The organism is Polynucleobacter sp. Fuers-14, assembly GCF_018882045.1.
GTDB lineage: Bacteria > Pseudomonadota > Gammaproteobacteria > Burkholderiales > Burkholderiaceae > Polynucleobacter.
Genome location: NZ_JACVPG010000011.1, coordinates 131,094 through 147,817 on the forward strand (window position 1 = coordinate 131,094; position 16,724 = coordinate 147,817).

Sequence of the window (16,724 nt, forward strand, 5' to 3'; positions counted from 1 at the left end):
TGCGGGCAATATGACCTGATTTGCCGATTCCAGAAACTACGATTCTGCCTTTGCAGCCATGTAAAAGCTCAACCGCCAGGACGAGGGCATCAGCATTAGCGCCCTCAAGGCGATCACGCATAGTTTGCAGTGCAGCAGCCTCAATAGTGAGGGTGTCGCGCGCAAGCTTTAGGGTACGTTCACGAGTCTTAGCTATCATCAAGTAAGTATATGCCGTCAGTCCTTCAATTAACCCTCATTCTCCTGGCCTCGGGTGTGGCCGGAGTGGTTATTTTCCGCTATTTTGGCTTACCCCCCATTTTGGGCTATTTGGCCATTGGCGTGCTGATTGGGCCTAATGCCCTGGGCTTGGCGAATGATTCAGCCACAGTGAAGTATTTGGCTGAATTTGGCGTGGTTTTCTTGATGTTCTCGATTGGCTTGGAATTCAACCTGCATAAATTAAGGGCAATGCGATCGATCGTATTTGGCCTTGGTGGCAGCCAAGTCATTCTGACAATGCTTTTAGCAATCCCCGCCAGTTTGCTAATGAATTGGATTTATCCCATCTCTTGGCATGCTGCGATCGCCTTAGGTGGTGCGCTGGCAATGTCATCAACTGCAATTGTGACCAAGCTGATTTCTGATCGCGCTGAATTAGAGACAGAGCATGGTCGCAATGTCGTGGGTATTTTGTTATTCCAGGATTTAGCAGTGGTCTTCCTGTTGATCCTATTACCATCGCTCGGGAAAAATCCTTCCGATTTGTTCGTTGCGTTAACTGCAGCGTCTATCAAAATCACCATCGCCTTGGTATTGATTTTCTTCATTGGCCAAAGCTTGATGAGCCATTGGTTTAAGTTGGTTGCTAAATTGCGCTCACAAGAGTTGTTCATGCTCAATCTATTGTTGATTGTTTTGGGTATGGCGGCGCTTACCGAGCACTTTGGTTTGTCGCTAGCGCTTGGTGCGTTCTTAGCTGGCATGTTGATTTCTGAAACGCCTTACCGCCATCAAGTGGAAGAGGATATCAAGCCGTTTCGCGATGTTTTGCTCGGCCTCTTCTTTGTGACGATTGGCATGTTGCTCGATTTCAACGTCATTCGTGAGCAGTGGTTATTGGTTTTGGTTTTACTCGTTGGCCCACTCATCTTCAAGTTTGGCCTTATTGCTTTGCTATCACGGGGCTTTGGCTCTAGTCCTGGCATCTCTATTAGAACAGGCTTGTGCTTAGCTCAAGCAGGTGAATTCGGCTTTGTCTTGCTCAATCAAATTGATGGCCTGGATCTAATTGATCCCACCTTGAGTCAAGCAGTATTGGCAGCGATGTTGATCTCCATGTTCTGCGCACCATTTCTGATTGAATATAGCGATCGCATTGCGATGCGTTTTGCCAGTAACGAATGGTTGCTGCAATCGCTTGCATTAACTCGTGTTGCTTCCAAGAGTGTTCGTAATGAAAACCATGTGGTCATTTGTGGCTTCGGTCGTTCAGGTCAAAGTTTGGCCCGCATGCTTGATCAAGAAAAAATTCCATACATTGCTTTGGATTTAGATCCTGATCGCGTTAAAGAGGCTGCGGCTGCTGGAGATAATGTGGTTTATGGCGACGCTAGTCGTGAAAACTATTTAGTAGCTGCTGGCCTTTCAAGGGCAAAGGCGGTCGTGATTACTTATGCCGATACCGCAGCAAGTATGCGAGTCTTGCGTCAGGTAGAGCGCTTACGTCCTGGTATGACGGTATTGGTGCGTACTAGAGATGATGCGGATATCGCCAAGTTGCAGGCAGCTGGAGCTACTGAGGTCGTGCCCGAACTCATTGAAGGTAGCTTAATGATTGCCTCCCATGTTCTATTGATTATGGGTGTGCCAATGCGTAAGGTAGTACGACGCATCACAACAGCAAGGGAGGAGCGCTACAGCCTATTGAGGGGCTACTTCCGGGGATCTGCGGACGATGACTTTGGCTCCAATGAATCTTGGCGTTTACATGCCATTACGCTGCTACCCCAGTCAAAAGCGATTGGTAAAGCTTTAGGCGAGCTTGACCTAGAGAAAGAAGGCGTCAATGTTCAGGCAGTACGTCGCAAGGGTCGAAACGCAGATTATGTGAAGTTGGACCCCATTCCGGATCTCAGGCTTGAGGCCAACGACATTTTAGTGATCTCAGGCAATTCAGAGGCAACCGATTTGGCTGAAGCTAAATTACTCTGAGATCTTTTGACGTATTACTTTTTCTTTTTGCTGGCTACAGGAGTAGGCGCTTTGCGAGTTAGCAAAGGTGCTAAGTAATGACCTGTAAAACTCAATTCATTTTTCGCGACGTCTTCTGGTGTGCCGGTAGCAATGATTTGCCCACCACCGGCGCCGCCCTTAGGCCCTAAGTCAATAATCCAATCCGCAGTCTTAATCACATCAAGGTTGTGCTCAATGATGACAATCGTATTGCCTTGTTTCTTGAGTGTTTGAATCACAGTTAGCAACAACTGAATATCGTGGAAATGCAAACCAGTAGTTGGCTCATCCAAGATGTATAAGGTTCTGCCGGTGTCACGCTTGGAGAGTTCAAGGGAGAGTTTTACGCGTTGTGCTTCACCGCCGGATAAAGTAGTTGCACTTTGTCCAAGCTTCACATAGCCCAGGCCTACGTCCAGCAATGTTTTGAGTTTGCGCTTAACAACGGGTACCGCTTCAAAGAACTCATGGGCTTGTTCGATTGTCATCGAGAGTACTTCATGAATATTCTTACCCTTGTAGCGAATATCTAAAGTCTCACGGTTGTAGCGCTTGCCGTGACAAACGTCACAAGGAACATAGACATCTGGTAGGAAGTGCATCTCTACTTTGAGGACGCCATCACCCTCACAAGAATCACAGCGACCGCCCTTCACGTTAAAGGAGAAGCGACCTGCTTCATAGCCCCGTTCACGTGATGCAGGAACGCCTGCGAAGAGTTCTCTAATCGGGGTAAATAGTCCCGTGTAGGTAGCAGGGTTAGAGCGCGGCGTTCTACCAATCGGGGATTGGTCAACACTAATGACTTTATCGAAATGCTCTAAACCCTTCATTGCATCGTGCGCAGCAGGCTCTGCATTAGAACCATAGAGGTGCTGAGCAACTGCATGATGCAAGGTGTCGTTAATTAAGGTGGATTTACCAGAACCTGATACACCAGTCACGCAAGTTAACAAACCAACGGGAATCTTTGCATGAACAGATTGCAAGTTATTGCCGCGCGCACCAATGATTTCTAAAAAGCGATCATTTACAGGAATACGTTTTTCTGGAACCGCGATTGCTTCACGGCCGGCAAGGTAAGCGCCTGTTAAGGAATTTGGGTTTGCTTCTACTTCGGCAGGCGTGCCTTGAGCCACTACTTCACCACCATGAACACCAGCACCAGGACCGATATCAATAACCCAGTCAGAGGCGCGAATCATATCTTCATCATGCTCAACGACTAAAACACTATTGCCTAAATCACGCAGGTGCTTCAGGGTGCCAATCAGTCGATCGTTATCGCGTTGATGCAGGCCAATAGAGGGCTCATCCAATACATACATTACCCCCGTTAAGCCAGAGCCAATCTGGCTTGCAAGGCGAATGCGTTGGGCTTCTCCACCAGAAAGAGTGTCGGCACTACGCTCGAGGGAAAGGTAGTCCAAGCCTACGTCATTTAAGAAGCGCAAACGTGCGCCAATCTCTTTGACGATCTTGTCAGCGATTTCTCGTTTAGCGCCTTTGAGTTCCAGTGTTTCAAAATATTCTTTGGCCTCTTTGAGTGGTAGGGCACTAATTTCATAGATGGCACGCGATTGTTTCTTCTCACCCACTTTGACAAAGCGCGCTTCTTTGCGTAAACGGCTGCCGTTACATTCTGGGCAGGTTTGAACATTTTGATAGCGTGATAATTCTTCACGAACTGTCATGGAATCGGTTTCGCGATAGCGTCTTTCAAAGTTGGCAACAATGCCTTCGAAAGCGTGTTCGCGAATGCTGTTCTTACCACGCTCATTGATGTACTCGAAAGGAATAGTGACATCACCAGATCCCAAGAGAATCAGATCTTGCTGCTTTTTGTTGAGCGTCTCAAATGGCTTCTCCACATCAAAGCCGCCATGCTTAGCCAGGGTCTGAAGGAGTTTGAAGTAGAACTGATTGCGGCGATCCCAGCCTTTAATAGCGCCTGAAGCGAGCGATAAATCAGGGTGCGCAACGATACGCTTTGGATCAAAGAAGGATTGGTGTCCAAGTCCATCGCATGAAGGGCAGGCACCCATTGGGTTATTAAAGGAGAAGAGGCGCGGCTCTAATTCTTGTAAGGAGTATGAGCAAACTGGGCAAGCAAACTTGCTGGAGAAAATCATCTCTTTGCCAGTATCCATATCGACGATCATGGCTTTGCCATCCGCCAAACGCAAGGCTGTCTCAAAAGATTCTGCCAAACGTTGCTGAATATCGGGACGTACCTTGATGCGGTCAACCACCACTTCAATCGAATGCTTATCATTCTTTTTGAGAGTCGGTAATTGATCCACTTCAAAAATCTCGGCTTTCGCTACGTTTGCTGTGCCACCACCAGAGCGCACACGGAAGCGCACAAAGCCTTGTGCCTGCAGGTCTTGAAAGAGATCAACGAATTCACCTTTGCGTTCGCTGACGACGGGAGCCAAAATCATCAACTTCGTATCTTCAGGCATCGAGAGTACGGTATCTACCATTTGAGAAACACTTTGTGCTTCTAAAGGTAGATCATGGTCTGGGCAATGCGGCGTGCCTGCGCGGGCAAATAACAAACGCAAGTAATCATGAATTTCGGTGACGGTACCAACGGTCGAGCGGGGATTGTGGCTAGTGGCTTTTTGTTCAATCGATATCGCTGGAGACAGCCCTTCAATCGTATCGACATCTGGCTTTTCCATGAGTTGCAAAAACTGGCGGGCATAAGCTGAGAGAGATTCTACGTAGCGGCGTTGGCCTTCTGCATAAAGAGTGTCAAAAGCCAATGAGCTTTTGCCTGAGCCAGATAAGCCAGTAAGGACGACGAGTTTCTCTCTAGGGATGTCTAGATTGATGTTTTTGAGGTTGTGGGTGCGGGCACCGCGGATCTTGATTTCGTTATTCATGATTTTTTAGCGTAACTTGTTAATATAGCTCTTTCCCATGAATCCTTCTGAACTTCGCTCCACTCTGGCCTTAGCAGGCATATTTGGCCTCCGTATGCTGGGCCTATTCTTGCTATTGCCCATCTTTAGCCTCCATGCGCGTGGCTTGCCGGGTGGTGAGCACGCACTTTGGGTCGGCTTGACTCTCGGAATCTTTAATATTATTCAGGCCTGTTTTTACATCCCTTTAGGCCGTTTATCGGACCGAATTGGGCGTAAACCCGTTGTTTTATGGGGTCTATCCCTGTTTGTGGCCGGAGCCTTAATTTGTGCTGCCAAAGATGATTTGCTCTGGATTGCGATTGGCCGCGGGATTATGGGGGCTGGTGCCGTCTCAGCAGCGATTTCTGCCTGGGTAGCAGATTTGACTCGCGAGCAGGTGCGCACTCGAGCTATGGCATTGGTAGGCGGCAGTATTGCCCTTTCATTTGCGCTGTCCTTAGTCATTGCTGCACCGATTTATCGAGCGATTAGTCTGAGTGGAATTTTTATCGTTCTAGCAGTCTTGGGTGTGATTGCGATGTTTGTCACTTATTACGTTTTGCCAACGAGTGCGCCTGAAGCAAAAGTTCAACAGGCTTCATTGAAAGAAGTTTTCTTTCGTCCGGACTTGATGCGCTTGAATCTCGGTGTATTTGTATTACATGCAACTCAAGTTGCGATGTTCTTAGTAGTTCCTAGATTGTTAGTGCAGGCAGGATTACCACTTTCTTCACACTGGGAAATTTATCTTCCTGTCGTGCTACTGTCTTTTGTCTTCATGGCGCCCGCAATTATTTACGGCGAAAAGAAGCAGAAGTTAAGAACCATTTTGTTAGTCGCAATTGTTTTGTTGCTGGTTGCAGAATTGATTTTTACGCAAGCCAATTCAGTGTTGACGATTGCAACTGCATTGCTGGTTTATTTTGTAGGCTTCAATCTGCTCGAAGCCTTACAGCCTTCTTTGGTGTCTCGTTTTGCTAAAGAATCCAAGGGCACTGCATTAGGCGTTTACAACACTACGCAATCGATTGGTTTGTTCTCAGGGGCGGTCATTGGGGGTTATTTGATGGATAGCCATGGTGATTTATCGGTCTTTGCCATGGGCGCAGCACTCTTGGTTTGCTGGCTTATAATTGCTTGGTCGATGGGTGAAATGCCAACGAGAGCAACAGATTCTAAGGATGTAAGCACAACGACATAACCGCAGCTTCATTGATTAAATTAAAGCGAGCAGTTTATTTTTTAGCAGTAATAACAGTAGTATTTTTCTTCGGGAGACAACATGGCTTCGGTAAATAAGGTCATCATCGTAGGTAACGTAGGACGTGATCCAGAGACGCGTTACATGCCAAGCGGCGACGCAGTGACAAACATCTCAGTAGCAACATCTGATCGCTACAAAGACAAACAAACTAACGAAATGAAAGAAACCACAGAATGGCACCGTGTTGCATTCTTTGGCAAGCTTGCAGAAATCGCTGGTCAGTACCTCAAAAAAGGTTCACAGGTTTATGTTGAAGGTCGTTTGCGTACACGCAAATGGACTGACGCTAGTGGCCAAGAAAAGTATTCCACAGAAATCGTTGCAGAAACAATGCAAATGCTTGGTGGCAAGCCAGTAGGCGGAAGCGGTGATGGCGGCGAGAGCTACAGCCGTTCAAAGCCGGCTGAGCAGTCTGCCCCAGCACCATCAAACGCTGCATCATTGGGTGCAATGGACGACGATATTCCGTTTTGATAATTTCAGAATGCCTAGTAAGTAGTTTTTACTAAAAATCAAGAAAACCCCAATTAGTTATTGGGGTTTTCTTTTATGTAATCAGGATTCTTGGGTGCATGTAAATCTAACATTCACTATTGACCTTAAAATAACCATATGAATATCAGAGGAATAAGGCAGTTAGTATTTTTGCTATGCACAGTAGTGCTTGCGGCCATCATGCCTAGCTTATCTTATGGTGCCCCCTTCTTCTTTCCGGATATGAATCCTTCCTTTGTTAAAGGAGATTCCCCCGAATGGTTGCAAGAAGGCCGGGGCAATGACGGCTACCTAACAATTACTTCTGAAGTGATTCCAGTTAATACATGCACGCAGATGGCTAGTCGTAGTTTCTGGGGATCGGATAAAACTCAGCTTGTTCTATCGGTTGTTACCTATGGGTTTAAGAGTAAGCTTGATAAAGTAGACATTCCAATTGGGACTTTTGATGGTAGAGATAGTGGCTCTGAGTGCTCTTCTCTGAGCACTACACCATTGCAGATAGTGCCAATCACCAGTCTTGGTGCTTACTCAGTATTTAATCCAGGAAATCTATCTTTGGTCCTGAATGTCAGAAGCTCGAATGATTCCAATCAAGACTTTGTGGGTTCTGCAAAATTACTTCTCGGCGCAGCGGCAATGGTGGCAACAGGCGGATCAGCAGCGGCGATTGGGGGTATTTCAGCGACTGTTGGTAATTCAGTGATGAGCGATACCCAGAAAAAAGCCAATAGTCTTTTGCAGGGAATGATTGATGCAAAAGTGCCCGTGACATTTAGCTGGTCAGAGTTGCGTCGAGGAATTAGCGCAGTGCAAATCCCTGTATACAAGATTGATCAAAGCGTAAGTAGTCTGACGGATAAACAAATTCAGCAACTACAAAAAGATCCCAAAGCAGATAAGCAATTAATGTTTACAGTGAAGTTAGAGGTTCAATACTTCAGAAGCATCTTCTATCCAACCGTGGCGAACATTGTGGATTTGGCTACCCGTGAAAACCTGTCATCAGATTATATTTTAAATTTCCAGGTGCCTGGTTCTAGTCAAAACTTTATGCAACTCTTAAATAGTTCAGCGCCAAGTCTTTTGCAGCAAGTGACAAAAGTGGAGGGGGCCGATCTCACTCGCGCCTGCTCCATTGCCTTATCGAAATTGAAGTCAGCAGGTCTTGATGACGTTGACAGTGCAATTGTGATGAAGTCATTTATTGATGAGGCAAAAGGGGATGCAGGCTGGTACTTGAACCCAGCTTTAGTGAAAAGCTGCTTTTCTCAGGCCCCAAGTATTCATACAAATCTGGAAAAGATATATGGCAAGCCCGCACAAGTAAGCATCCAGACTACGACGCCTTAAGTTTTGACTTATTGACGTGCGTGTCGAATGTTTTCTGGCCAAGGGGAGTTGTAGTCTGTGCGGAATGGATTGATATCTAAGCCGCCGCGTCTTGTGTAGCGCGCATAGACAGATAGTTTCTCTGGTTTGCACTGACGCTTGATGTCAGTAAAGATGGTTTCCACGCAATGCTCGTGGAACTCACCTAACTGCCTAAAGCCAATGAGATAGCGTAATAAACCCTCTTCAAGGATCGGCCTGCCTTGGTAACGAATTTGCACGCTCGCCCAGTCTGGTTGACCGGTAACTGGGCAATTGGATTTAAGGAGATGCGAGACAAGACACTGCTCTATTGGACCAAATGATTCATTGACGCCAAGTAGGCCTGGGTCTGCGGGTAGGTTTGGGTCTACTTCAATATCTAATCTGTCCATCAAAATGCCACCCATTTCTTGCATCCCTTTTTTTGAGACTGCCTCTGTTAGGTTGATGCGGGTGGTGATCTTGCTGCCAGCAACTGCAGATAAGTCAGTAATGAGTCGCTCTTTAACTTCATTCTCATCCTCAAAGCGTGCGCTGTTAAGACTGTTGAGATAAAGCTTGAAAGATTTAGACTCAATCATGTTTGGTGAGTCCGCAGGAATCTGAAACTCTGCCAAAGCAATCTGCGGTTTACCTTTTGGATTAAGCCAGCTTAGTTCAAAAGCATTCCAAATATCAACACCGACAAAGGGTAAGTCTTGCCCTTCTTTAAGGCCTAGCTTTTTTCTGTTCTCAGATCTGGGGATGGGAAACAGCACACTCGGATCATATTGGTCTGGGTATTGCGTTGATTGTCCGAGGGGGATTGTTGCCATGAATGACTTTATTTCTTTTCGTTTTGATTCGGGATATTTTTAGCTTTTAGGCTTGTTCGAGACGCCGGATACAACATGGCCTGTGGGCGCTACAGAGGCTGCTGATTGGCAGTGACCCGTTTGATCATCAAAGAAAAAGTCTGGTTCGAATTCTCGTAAGAACTCGCTCTTCGAGAGGCCGCCTAAGAACATCGCTTCATCTACATCAATGCCCCACGCCATCAGTGTACGAATAGCTCGTTCATGGGCAGGTGCAGAGCGTGCTGTAACTAATGCTGTCCGAATGCGCATACCGTTTTCACTAGTGGAGCGTTGCAGTCTGTGTAGGGCTTCTAGCAAAGGTTTGAATGGGCCGGGAGGCAAGGGAATATCGACCTTCTTACTTTCGTGATCCACAAAGGCTTCAAGACCTTTTTTCTGGAAGACTTGTTCGGCTTCATCGGAGAAAAGAACTGCGTCTCCGTCAAACGCGATGCGGATTTCATTAGGATGGGACTCGGCGGTTTTGCTGGACTCTGGATACACACGAGCGGCAGGAAAGCCTGCATCAATCGTTGCTCGCACATCATCTTCATTTGCAGACAAGAAGAGATTGGCATGTAGGGAGCGCAAGTAATGATACGGAGGCCTACCTCTTGTAAATACGCCACGCTCAAGATGTAGACCATGATGCTCGGCTGAACGGAATACACGCAGACCGCTGACCGGATCGTTGCGAGAAAGAATGACCACTTCGACACGTTGCTCACCCTCATCATTAAAAGCGAGGAGTTTCTTGACCAAGGGGAATGCCACCCCTTTTTGAGCGGCCTCACTGAGGCGCTCTAACTGCAACTTCATATAAGCGCTGTCATCGGTTGACTCGAAGATGCGATTTTCTTCCTCGAAATCAAACAGGGCGCGCGAAGAGATCGCGACGACGAGTTTTCCGGTGAGTGTGTATGACATTTGAGATTGGACTTATTTCAGGAACAGGCGATAGGCGGGATTGTTAGTCTCATCCCAGTGTGGATAGCCTAGGGTTGCCAAGAAGCTTTGGAATTTCTTCTGCTCATTTTTCGGTACTTGAATACCAATCAGAATGCGGCCATAGTCGGCTCCGTGATTGCGATAGTGGAACAAACTGATATTCCAGTTAGGGGCCATGCTGGTTAAGAACTTCATCAAAGCACCTGGGCGCTCTGGGAACTCAAAGCGATAGAGCAATTCATCTTTAGCCAGTGCAGAATGCCCGCCAACCATATGACGTAAATGCGATTTTGCTAGCTCATCATGCGTGAGATCAATCGTTGCAAACTTGGCTTTGCGGAAATGCTTTGCAATCGCTTCGCTGTCACCGGATTTTTGTGTGCTGATGCCAACAAAAATATGGGCTTCACTTTGATCGCCAATACGATAGTTAAATTCAGTCACGTTACGTTTGCCGAGTAATTCGCAGAAGCGTTTAAAGGAGCCACGTTCTTCAGGAATAGTGACTGCAAATACTGCTTCGCGGAACTCACCAACGTCTGCGCGCTCAGCCACAAAGCGTAGGCGACTAAAGTTCATGTTGGCCCCGCAAGCCACAGCCACTAAGGTTTTCTTCTTGATACGTTTTTTCTCGACATACTTCTTCATGCCCGCAATGGCGAGTGCACCAGCAGGCTCAAGAATGCTGCGGGTGTCGGTAAACACATCATTGATAGCTGCACAGATTTCATCTGTATCGACAGTGACGATTTCGTCCACTACTTTCTTGCAGATACGAAATGTTTCTTTGCCAACCAATTTCACAGCAGTACCATCAGAAAACAAACCAACATCTTTCAACTCAATCCGTTTATTCGCTTTGAGTGATTGATTCATGGCATCAGAGTCAGAGGCTTGAACGCCGATCACTTTTGTTTTAGGGCTAACGGCTTTGATGTATTCACCAATACCGGAGATCAGGCCGCCGCCACCTATCGCGACAAAGACTGCATCAATCGGCTTTTCGTATTGAGTAAAAATTTCGTGGGCAATCGTTCCTTGACCCGCAATGACATCTGGATCATCAAAAGGGTGGACAAAAGTTAAGCCCCGTTTTTTGCCGAGAATCTCAGAATGTTTAAAGGCATCGTTATAGGATTCACCATGAAGGATGATTTCTACCCAGGATCCGCCTCTGGCCTTGACTGCATCAATTTTGACGCTAGGGGTCGTGACCGGCATCACGATGACGGCTTTGCACTTCATTTTGGCGGCCGAAAGGGCTACACCTTGGGCATGATTGCCTGCAGAAGCTGTAATAACCCCGCGTTTTAGGGCTTCTGGGGGTAAATGGGTCATTTTGTTGTAGGCGCCACGGAGTTTGAAGGAGAAAACCGGCTGGTTATCTTCTCTTTTGAGTAAGACCTGGTTGCCCAAACGCTTAGTCAGTTCTGGGGCGAGCTGAAGTTCGGTTTCTCTGGCTACGTCATAGACGCGAGCCGATAAAATTTTCTTTAAATAGTTCGTTGCCATCCGATGAGCGTACCACGGATGGCTCCTAAGCCCTTAGATTTGCAAGGGTTTATCCCTTTGGGGAGCAACTTTCTCGGAATCCTGCCACTATCAGGTTCACTCAATTAAAATGCTTATTTATCAAATATGTCGCTATGAACGCACCATTAGCTTTGAACCAGTTGTTGGATGCTGAGGCGGGCTCCCCCCGTCTTCGCGAAATTCCCTACAACTACACCTCCTTTTCTGATCGAGAGATTGTGATTCGCCTATTGGGCGAGGAGTCATGGCATGTTCTCAACAACTTGCGTGGCGTTCGCCGTACAGGTCGTTCCGCTCGCATGCTGTTTGAAATTCTGGGTGATATTTGGGTAGTTCAGCGCAACCCTTTCTTACAAGATGATTTGCTGGACAGCCCCAATCGCCGCAAACAATTAATTGATGCGCTCTGGCATCGCTTGGGCGAAGTCAAGAAGCGTAATAGTGGTGATTCTGCTGACCAAGTGGAAATTCTATTAAGTGCCGCTTATCGCGCAATCGAAAATTTCGAAAACGGATTTAAAGAAGTTGAAGTGATTCGTAAGCGTGCCCGTAAGGAGTTAGGCCGCCACACTGCTGCAGACAATATTTGTTTTGATGGTGTGTCTCGCGCCGCTCACGTTACGGATGCAACAGACTGGCGTGTTGAGTTTCCGCTGGTTGTTCTAAAGCCTGATTACGAATCAGAGATTCCCGGTTTAGTTAAAGCTTGTATTGAATTAGGTCTCACGATCATTCCTCGTGGAGGTGGTACTGGTTATACCGGTGGCGCTATTCCGCTGTATGCAATGTCGGCAGTCATTAACACTGAGAAGTTGCAAGATATTGACGGTGTAAAAGCTAAAAAACTACCAGGCTTAGATCGCGAAGTATCTACCATCTTTACTGGCGCAGGCGTTGTGACCCGTCGCGTATCTGATGCTGCAGAGCATGCTGGTCTTGTGTTTGCGGTTGATCCTACTTCTGCCGATGCAAGCTGCATTGGCGGCAATATTGCCATGAATGCTGGTGGTAAAAAGGCGGTTCTTTGGGGAACAGCTTTAGATAATCTGGCTAGCTGGCGCATGGTGGATCCGCAAGGCAATTGGTTGGATGTCGAGCGTCTTGAACACAATATGGGCAAGATCCATGACGTGGCAACGGTCCGTTTTCAGCTCACTTGGTCTGATGGCAATAGCGAGCCAGGTCAGCGCATTCTAAAAACAGAATTATTAGAAGTTGAAGGCAGACGTTTCCGCAAAGAAGGTTTAGGTAAAGACGTTACTGATAAATTTTTATCAGGTTTACCTGGTGTGCAAAAAGAAGGTTGTGATGGTTTGATTACTAGCGCAACTTGGGTATTGCATCGCATGCCTAAATTTATGCGCACGGTTTGCTTGGAGTTTTTTGGTCAAGCGCGAGAAGCGATCCCCAGTATTGTGGAGATCAAAGCATACTTAGATGGCTTAAGCAAGCAAGGTGGCCCAATCTTGGCCGGTCTCGAGCACTTGGACGATCGCTATTTAAGAGCGGTGGGTTATTCAACTAAATCAAAGCGCAATAGCTTGCCGAAGATGGTATTGATTGGCGATATTGCTGGCGATGATGAAGAAGCCGTTGCTGCAGCTACTAGTGAAGTAGTGCGGATGGCGAACTTACGTGTTGGCGAAGGTTTTGTTGCAGTCAGCGCTGAGGCTCGTAAGAAGTTCTGGCTCGATCGTGCCCGCACAGCTGCGATTGCCCGTCATACCAATGCTTTCAAGATTAATGAAGACGTCGTGATTCCTTTGCCACGTATGGGTGAGTACACCGACGGTATCGATCGCATCAATATTGAGCTCTCTCTCAAGAACAAGTTGCAAGTACTCGATGGTCTTGAGACTTTCTTGAAAAAGAGCGCATTACCGCTAGGTAAGAGTGATGCTGAGTATGAGATCCCTACAGCAGAAATCTTGGGAGATCGTGTTCAGCAAGCCTTAGAGCTTATTGCCAAGGTCCGTGGGCGTTGGGCTGAGTGGCTCATTGAGATGGACTCTTATTTTCCGCGACTGCAGGATTACAGTCTGCGCGCTTCATGGAAAGAGGAAGTGCGCTCAGAGTTGCGCATCATTTTTGGTGGTTTGGCATTTGAGCAGATTCTGGCCGAGCTAGAAGCAATTCACAAAAACGTGTTGCGTAAGCGCGTATTCGTCGCGTTGCACATGCATGCTGGCGATGGCAACGTTCATACCAATATCCCGGTGAACTCGGATGACTACGAGATGTTGCAAGATGCGCATCGCGCCGTAGATCGGATCATGAAATTAGCCCGCTCATTAGACGGTGTGATTTCTGGTGAGCATGGTATTGGTATTACTAAATTAGAGTATTTAACAGAAGCTGAACTCAAAGATTTCCGCAGCTATAAGAATCGCGTTGATCCAGAAGGCCGCTTTAATAAAGGCAAGTTGATGCCACATGCTGATCTGAGCATAGCCTACACGCCTAGCTTTGGTTTGATGGGCCATGAGTCAATCATCATGCAGCAAAGCGATATTGGTGCTATTGCTGATAGCGTAAAAGATTGTTTACGTTGCGGCAAATGTAAACCTGTTTGCTCAACCCATGTACCACGTGCAAACCTGCTTTATAGCCCACGCGACAAAATCCTCGCAACATCACTTTTGATTGAAGCCTTCCTATATGAAGAGCAAACTCGACGTGGTGTTTCGATTCGCCATTGGGAAATGTTTGATGATGTCGCAGCGCATTGCACGGTTTGCCATAAGTGCTTAACTCCATGTCCGGTCAATATCGACTTTGGCGACGTGACCATGAACATGCGTAATCTTTTGCGTAAGATGGGACAGCAGCGCTTTAATCCTGGGACAGCAGCATCCATGTTCTTCTTGAATGCCACCAGCCCAGAATCGATTAATCTTGCTCGCAAGACGATGATCGGTTGGGGTTATAAGTTGCAACGCCTGGGTAATGATGTCTTACGGAAGTTTGCGAAAAAACAAACTGCCCATCCGCCTGCAACAGTAGGAAAGCCGAGCGTTAAAGAGCAGGTGATCTTTTTTGTAAATAAGAAGATGCCTGGCAATCTACCCAAGAAAACGGCGCGTGCTTTGTTGGATATTGAGGATGCGAACTACGTTCCAATTATTCGTGATCCTAAGACAACTTCTGCAGATACTGAGGCGGTGTTCTACTTCCCGGGTTGCGGATCTGAGCGCTTGTTCTCTCAGGTTGGTTTGGCTACTCAGGCGATGTTGTGGAATGTAGGTGTTCAAACGGTTCTGCCACCAGGCTATCTCTGTTGCGGCTACCCACAGCGTGGTAATGGCGACTTTGATAAAGCAGAGAAGATGATCACGGATAACCGTGTGTTATTCCATCGTGTTGCCAATACCCTCAATTACTTGGATATCAAGACCGTGGTTGTTTCTTGTGGCACTTGTTATGACCAGTTAGCTGGCTACCAGTTCGAACAGATTTTCCCTGGCTGCCGCATTATTGATATTCATGAGTTCTTGGCAGAGAAGGGCGTTAAGCTCTCTGGCGTAACGGGTGTGAAGTATATGTATCACGATCCTTGCCACTCTCCAATGAAGTTACAAGACCCTTTGAAGACGGTGAATGAGTTAATTCAACTCGAAGATGGTAAGGCGATTGCGAAGAATGATCGTTGCTGCGGTGAATCTGGCACATTAGCCGTCACACGTCCTGATATTTCTACTCAAGTGCGTTTCCGCAAACAGATTGAGATGGAAAAAGCGGCGACTGAATTGCGCAAAGATGATTTCACTGGCGAAGTCAAAGTGTTAACTAGTTGCCCATCATGCTTACAAGGTCTGACACGTTTTGATGCAGATAGCGACACTACAGCCGATTACATTGTTGTTGAAATGGCTCAGAAGCTACTTGGTAAAGACTGGATGCAGGACTATGTAGCAAAGGCTAACCAAGGTGGTATTGAGAGGGTCCTCGTTTAATGATTCCGAGCAATATCGTTGTACATCAGCAATCCAAGGTCTTGGAGCTCTCTTATGAGGGTGACAAGACTTATCGCCTGCCTTTTGAATTGTTAAGGGTTTTATCTCCTTCCGCCGAAGTTCAGGGCCATGGGCCTGGGCAGGAAACATTGCAGACGGGTAAGCGTGATGTTTTGATCGCCAATATTGAACCTGTTGGGCACTATGCACTCAAGCCCAGCTTTTCGGATGGGCATGACTCTGGCTTGTTTACCTGGGATTACTTATTGTTTCTGTGTGAGAACCAGGAGCAGTTATGGAAAGAGCATTTAGATAAATTGGCCGCTGCTGGCTTAGACCGCGATACACCGATGACACAAGCAGGCAGTGCATCAGGCCATTCTTGTGGAAGTCACTAATGAGTAAAACGCACTTCGGGTATCAAAGTGTTGATGAAGCTGAAAAAGCCGGCAAGGTTGCCGAGGTTTTTCATTCGGTAGCCAGCAAGTACGACGTTATGAATGACCTGATGTCATTCGGCCTGCATCGTGTTTGGAAAAAAGTGACGATTGCTCGTGCAAATGTTCGTCCTGGCCAAAAGATCTTGGACATTGCTGGCGGTACTGGCGATCTCGCCGCGGCTTTCGCAAAAGCGGCTGATTGGGGACGCAACCCAGATGCTCAAGTTTGGTTAAGTGATATCAATGCTTCTATGTTGGGTGTGGGGCGTGACCGCCTATTGGATCGCGGTATGGCTTTGCCTTGCGTTCAGTTTGATGCCGAAAAAATTCCTTTTCCGAATAATCATTTTGACGTGGTGACCGTTGCCTTTGGTTTGCGTAACATGACACATAAAGAGATCGCTTTAGGTGAAATGTGCCGTGTGATCAAACCTGGTGGCCGTGTTTTGGTATTGGAGTTCTCTAAGCCTGATGCCTTTTTGCAACCCGTATATGACACTTATTCATTTAAGGTTTTGCCTTGGTTGGGTGAGAAGATTGCACAAGATTCAGAAAGCTATCGCTATTTAGCTGAATCGATTCGCATGCATCCCGATGCAGAAACCCTTAAAGAAATGATGTTGGGGGTTGGTTTTGATGAAGTGGAAACCCACAGGATGACTGGGGGTATCGTTGCCTTACATATTGGTATTAAATACTAATAGTCGTATAGTTTTTAAAGTCTTAAAAACTAAAGAAGTTGAGTAGTTATCAGA

At 46.8% G+C, this 16,724-nt stretch carries 11 protein-coding genes and 1 pseudogene; 7 read left to right on the forward strand and 5 right to left on the reverse strand.

The window, feature by feature from the left end:
- Positions 1–199 (reverse strand): annotated as a pseudogene (locus tag ICN40_RS11730) (KpsF/GutQ family sugar-phosphate isomerase); the annotation flags it as partial.
- 11 nt (positions 200–210) lie between these two features.
- Here ICN40_RS11730 and ICN40_RS07775 point away from each other — a divergent pair.
- Complete coding sequence (locus ICN40_RS07775) at positions 211–2,193, forward strand: monovalent cation:proton antiporter family protein (protein ID WP_216243237.1); 1,983 nt, start codon at positions 211–213, stop codon at positions 2,191–2,193.
- A gap of 14 nt (positions 2,194–2,207) precedes the next feature.
- Here ICN40_RS07775 and uvrA read toward each other — a convergent pair whose 3' ends face one another.
- Entirely contained in the window at positions 2,208–5,105 is a 2,898-nt protein-coding gene (uvrA, locus tag ICN40_RS07780) for an excinuclease ABC subunit UvrA (RefSeq protein WP_216243239.1), read from the reverse strand.
- Between the two features lie 37 nt (positions 5,106–5,142).
- Between uvrA and ICN40_RS07785 the strand changes: the two genes are divergently transcribed.
- The 3 genes from ICN40_RS07785 (at position 5,143) to ICN40_RS07795 (ending at position 8,238) form a co-directional block, all read left to right on the forward strand.
- Positions 5,143–6,327, forward strand: a complete 1,185-nt coding sequence (locus ICN40_RS07785; RefSeq protein ID WP_216243241.1) for an MFS transporter — start codon at positions 5,143–5,145, stop codon at positions 6,325–6,327.
- Between the two features lie 81 nt (positions 6,328–6,408).
- A complete protein-coding gene (gene ssb / locus ICN40_RS07790) occupies positions 6,409–6,864 on the forward strand; it encodes a single-stranded DNA-binding protein (RefSeq protein WP_072582708.1) in 456 nt (151 codons plus the stop codon).
- A 138-nt stretch (positions 6,865–7,002) separates the two neighbouring features.
- Complete coding sequence (locus ICN40_RS07795) at positions 7,003–8,238, forward strand: hypothetical protein (protein ID WP_216243242.1); 1,236 nt, start codon at positions 7,003–7,005, stop codon at positions 8,236–8,238.
- 8 nt (positions 8,239–8,246) lie between these two features.
- On the opposite strand, the gene queF is transcribed toward ICN40_RS07795, so the two are convergent.
- The 3 genes from queF to ilvA are packed head-to-tail and all read right to left on the reverse strand — an operon-like array spanning position 8,247 to position 11,555.
- Entirely contained in the window at positions 8,247–9,074 is an 828-nt protein-coding gene (gene queF, locus ICN40_RS07800) for an NADPH-dependent 7-cyano-7-deazaguanine reductase QueF (RefSeq protein ID WP_216243245.1), read from the reverse strand.
- A gap of 39 nt (positions 9,075–9,113) precedes the next feature.
- A complete protein-coding gene (locus ICN40_RS07805; protein ID WP_215362217.1) occupies positions 9,114–10,022 on the reverse strand; it encodes a 5'-nucleotidase in 909 nt (302 codons plus the stop codon).
- Positions 10,023–10,034: 12 nt separating this feature from the next.
- Positions 10,035–11,555 carry a threonine ammonia-lyase, biosynthetic gene (gene ilvA, locus ICN40_RS07810; protein ID WP_216243247.1) on the reverse strand — a complete coding sequence of 507 codons (1,521 nt, stop codon included), beginning with the start codon at positions 11,553–11,555 and terminating at the stop codon, positions 10,035–10,037.
- A gap of 134 nt (positions 11,556–11,689) precedes the next feature.
- Here ilvA and ICN40_RS07815 point away from each other — a divergent pair, with 134 nt between their 5' ends.
- From ICN40_RS07815 to ubiE, 3 genes are read left to right on the forward strand one after another with little or no spacing between them, the layout of a single operon-like run.
- Positions 11,690–15,529 (forward strand): FAD/FMN-binding oxidoreductase, encoded by a 3,840-nt coding sequence (locus ICN40_RS07815; protein WP_216243249.1) that lies wholly within the window; start codon positions 11,690–11,692, stop codon positions 15,527–15,529.
- Positions 15,529–15,927, forward strand: a complete 399-nt coding sequence (locus tag ICN40_RS07820; RefSeq protein ID WP_216243251.1) for a gamma-butyrobetaine hydroxylase-like domain-containing protein — start codon at positions 15,529–15,531, stop codon at positions 15,925–15,927. The genes ICN40_RS07815 and ICN40_RS07820 overlap by 1 nt, the downstream gene beginning before the upstream one ends.
- Positions 15,927–16,670, forward strand: coding sequence for a bifunctional demethylmenaquinone methyltransferase/2-methoxy-6-polyprenyl-1,4-benzoquinol methylase UbiE (gene ubiE / locus ICN40_RS07825; RefSeq protein WP_072582714.1), 744 nt, complete (start codon positions 15,927–15,929; stop codon positions 16,668–16,670). The genes ICN40_RS07820 and ubiE overlap by 1 nt, the downstream gene beginning before the upstream one ends.
- Positions 16,671–16,724 lie beyond the last annotated feature (54 nt).

Bases quoted from the DNA above. Each gene is read 5' to 3' on its own strand.
- ICN40_RS07775 (WP_216243237.1), top strand. From the start codon at position 211: ATGCCGTCAGTCCTTCAATTAACCCTCATTCTCCTGGCCTCGGGTGTG.
- uvrA (WP_216243239.1), bottom strand. From the start codon at position 5,105: ATGAATAACGAAATCAAGATCCGCGGTGCCCGCACCCACAACCTCAAA.
- ICN40_RS07785 (WP_216243241.1), top strand. From the start codon at position 5,143: ATGAATCCTTCTGAACTTCGCTCCACTCTGGCCTTAGCAGGCATATTT.
- ssb (WP_072582708.1), top strand. From the start codon at position 6,409: ATGGCTTCGGTAAATAAGGTCATCATCGTAGGTAACGTAGGACGTGAT.
- ICN40_RS07795 (WP_216243242.1), top strand. From the start codon at position 7,003: ATGAATATCAGAGGAATAAGGCAGTTAGTATTTTTGCTATGCACAGTA.
- queF (WP_216243245.1), bottom strand. From the start codon at position 9,074: ATGGCAACAATCCCCCTCGGACAATCAACGCAATACCCAGACCAATAT.
- ICN40_RS07805 (WP_215362217.1), bottom strand. From the start codon at position 10,022: ATGTCATACACACTCACCGGAAAACTCGTCGTCGCGATCTCTTCGCGC.
- ilvA (WP_216243247.1), bottom strand. From the start codon at position 11,555: ATGGCAACGAACTATTTAAAGAAAATTTTATCGGCTCGCGTCTATGAC.
- ICN40_RS07815 (WP_216243249.1), top strand. From the start codon at position 11,690: ATGAACGCACCATTAGCTTTGAACCAGTTGTTGGATGCTGAGGCGGGC.
- ICN40_RS07820 (WP_216243251.1), top strand. From the start codon at position 15,529: ATGATTCCGAGCAATATCGTTGTACATCAGCAATCCAAGGTCTTGGAG.
- ubiE (WP_072582714.1), top strand. From the start codon at position 15,927: ATGAGTAAAACGCACTTCGGGTATCAAAGTGTTGATGAAGCTGAAAAA.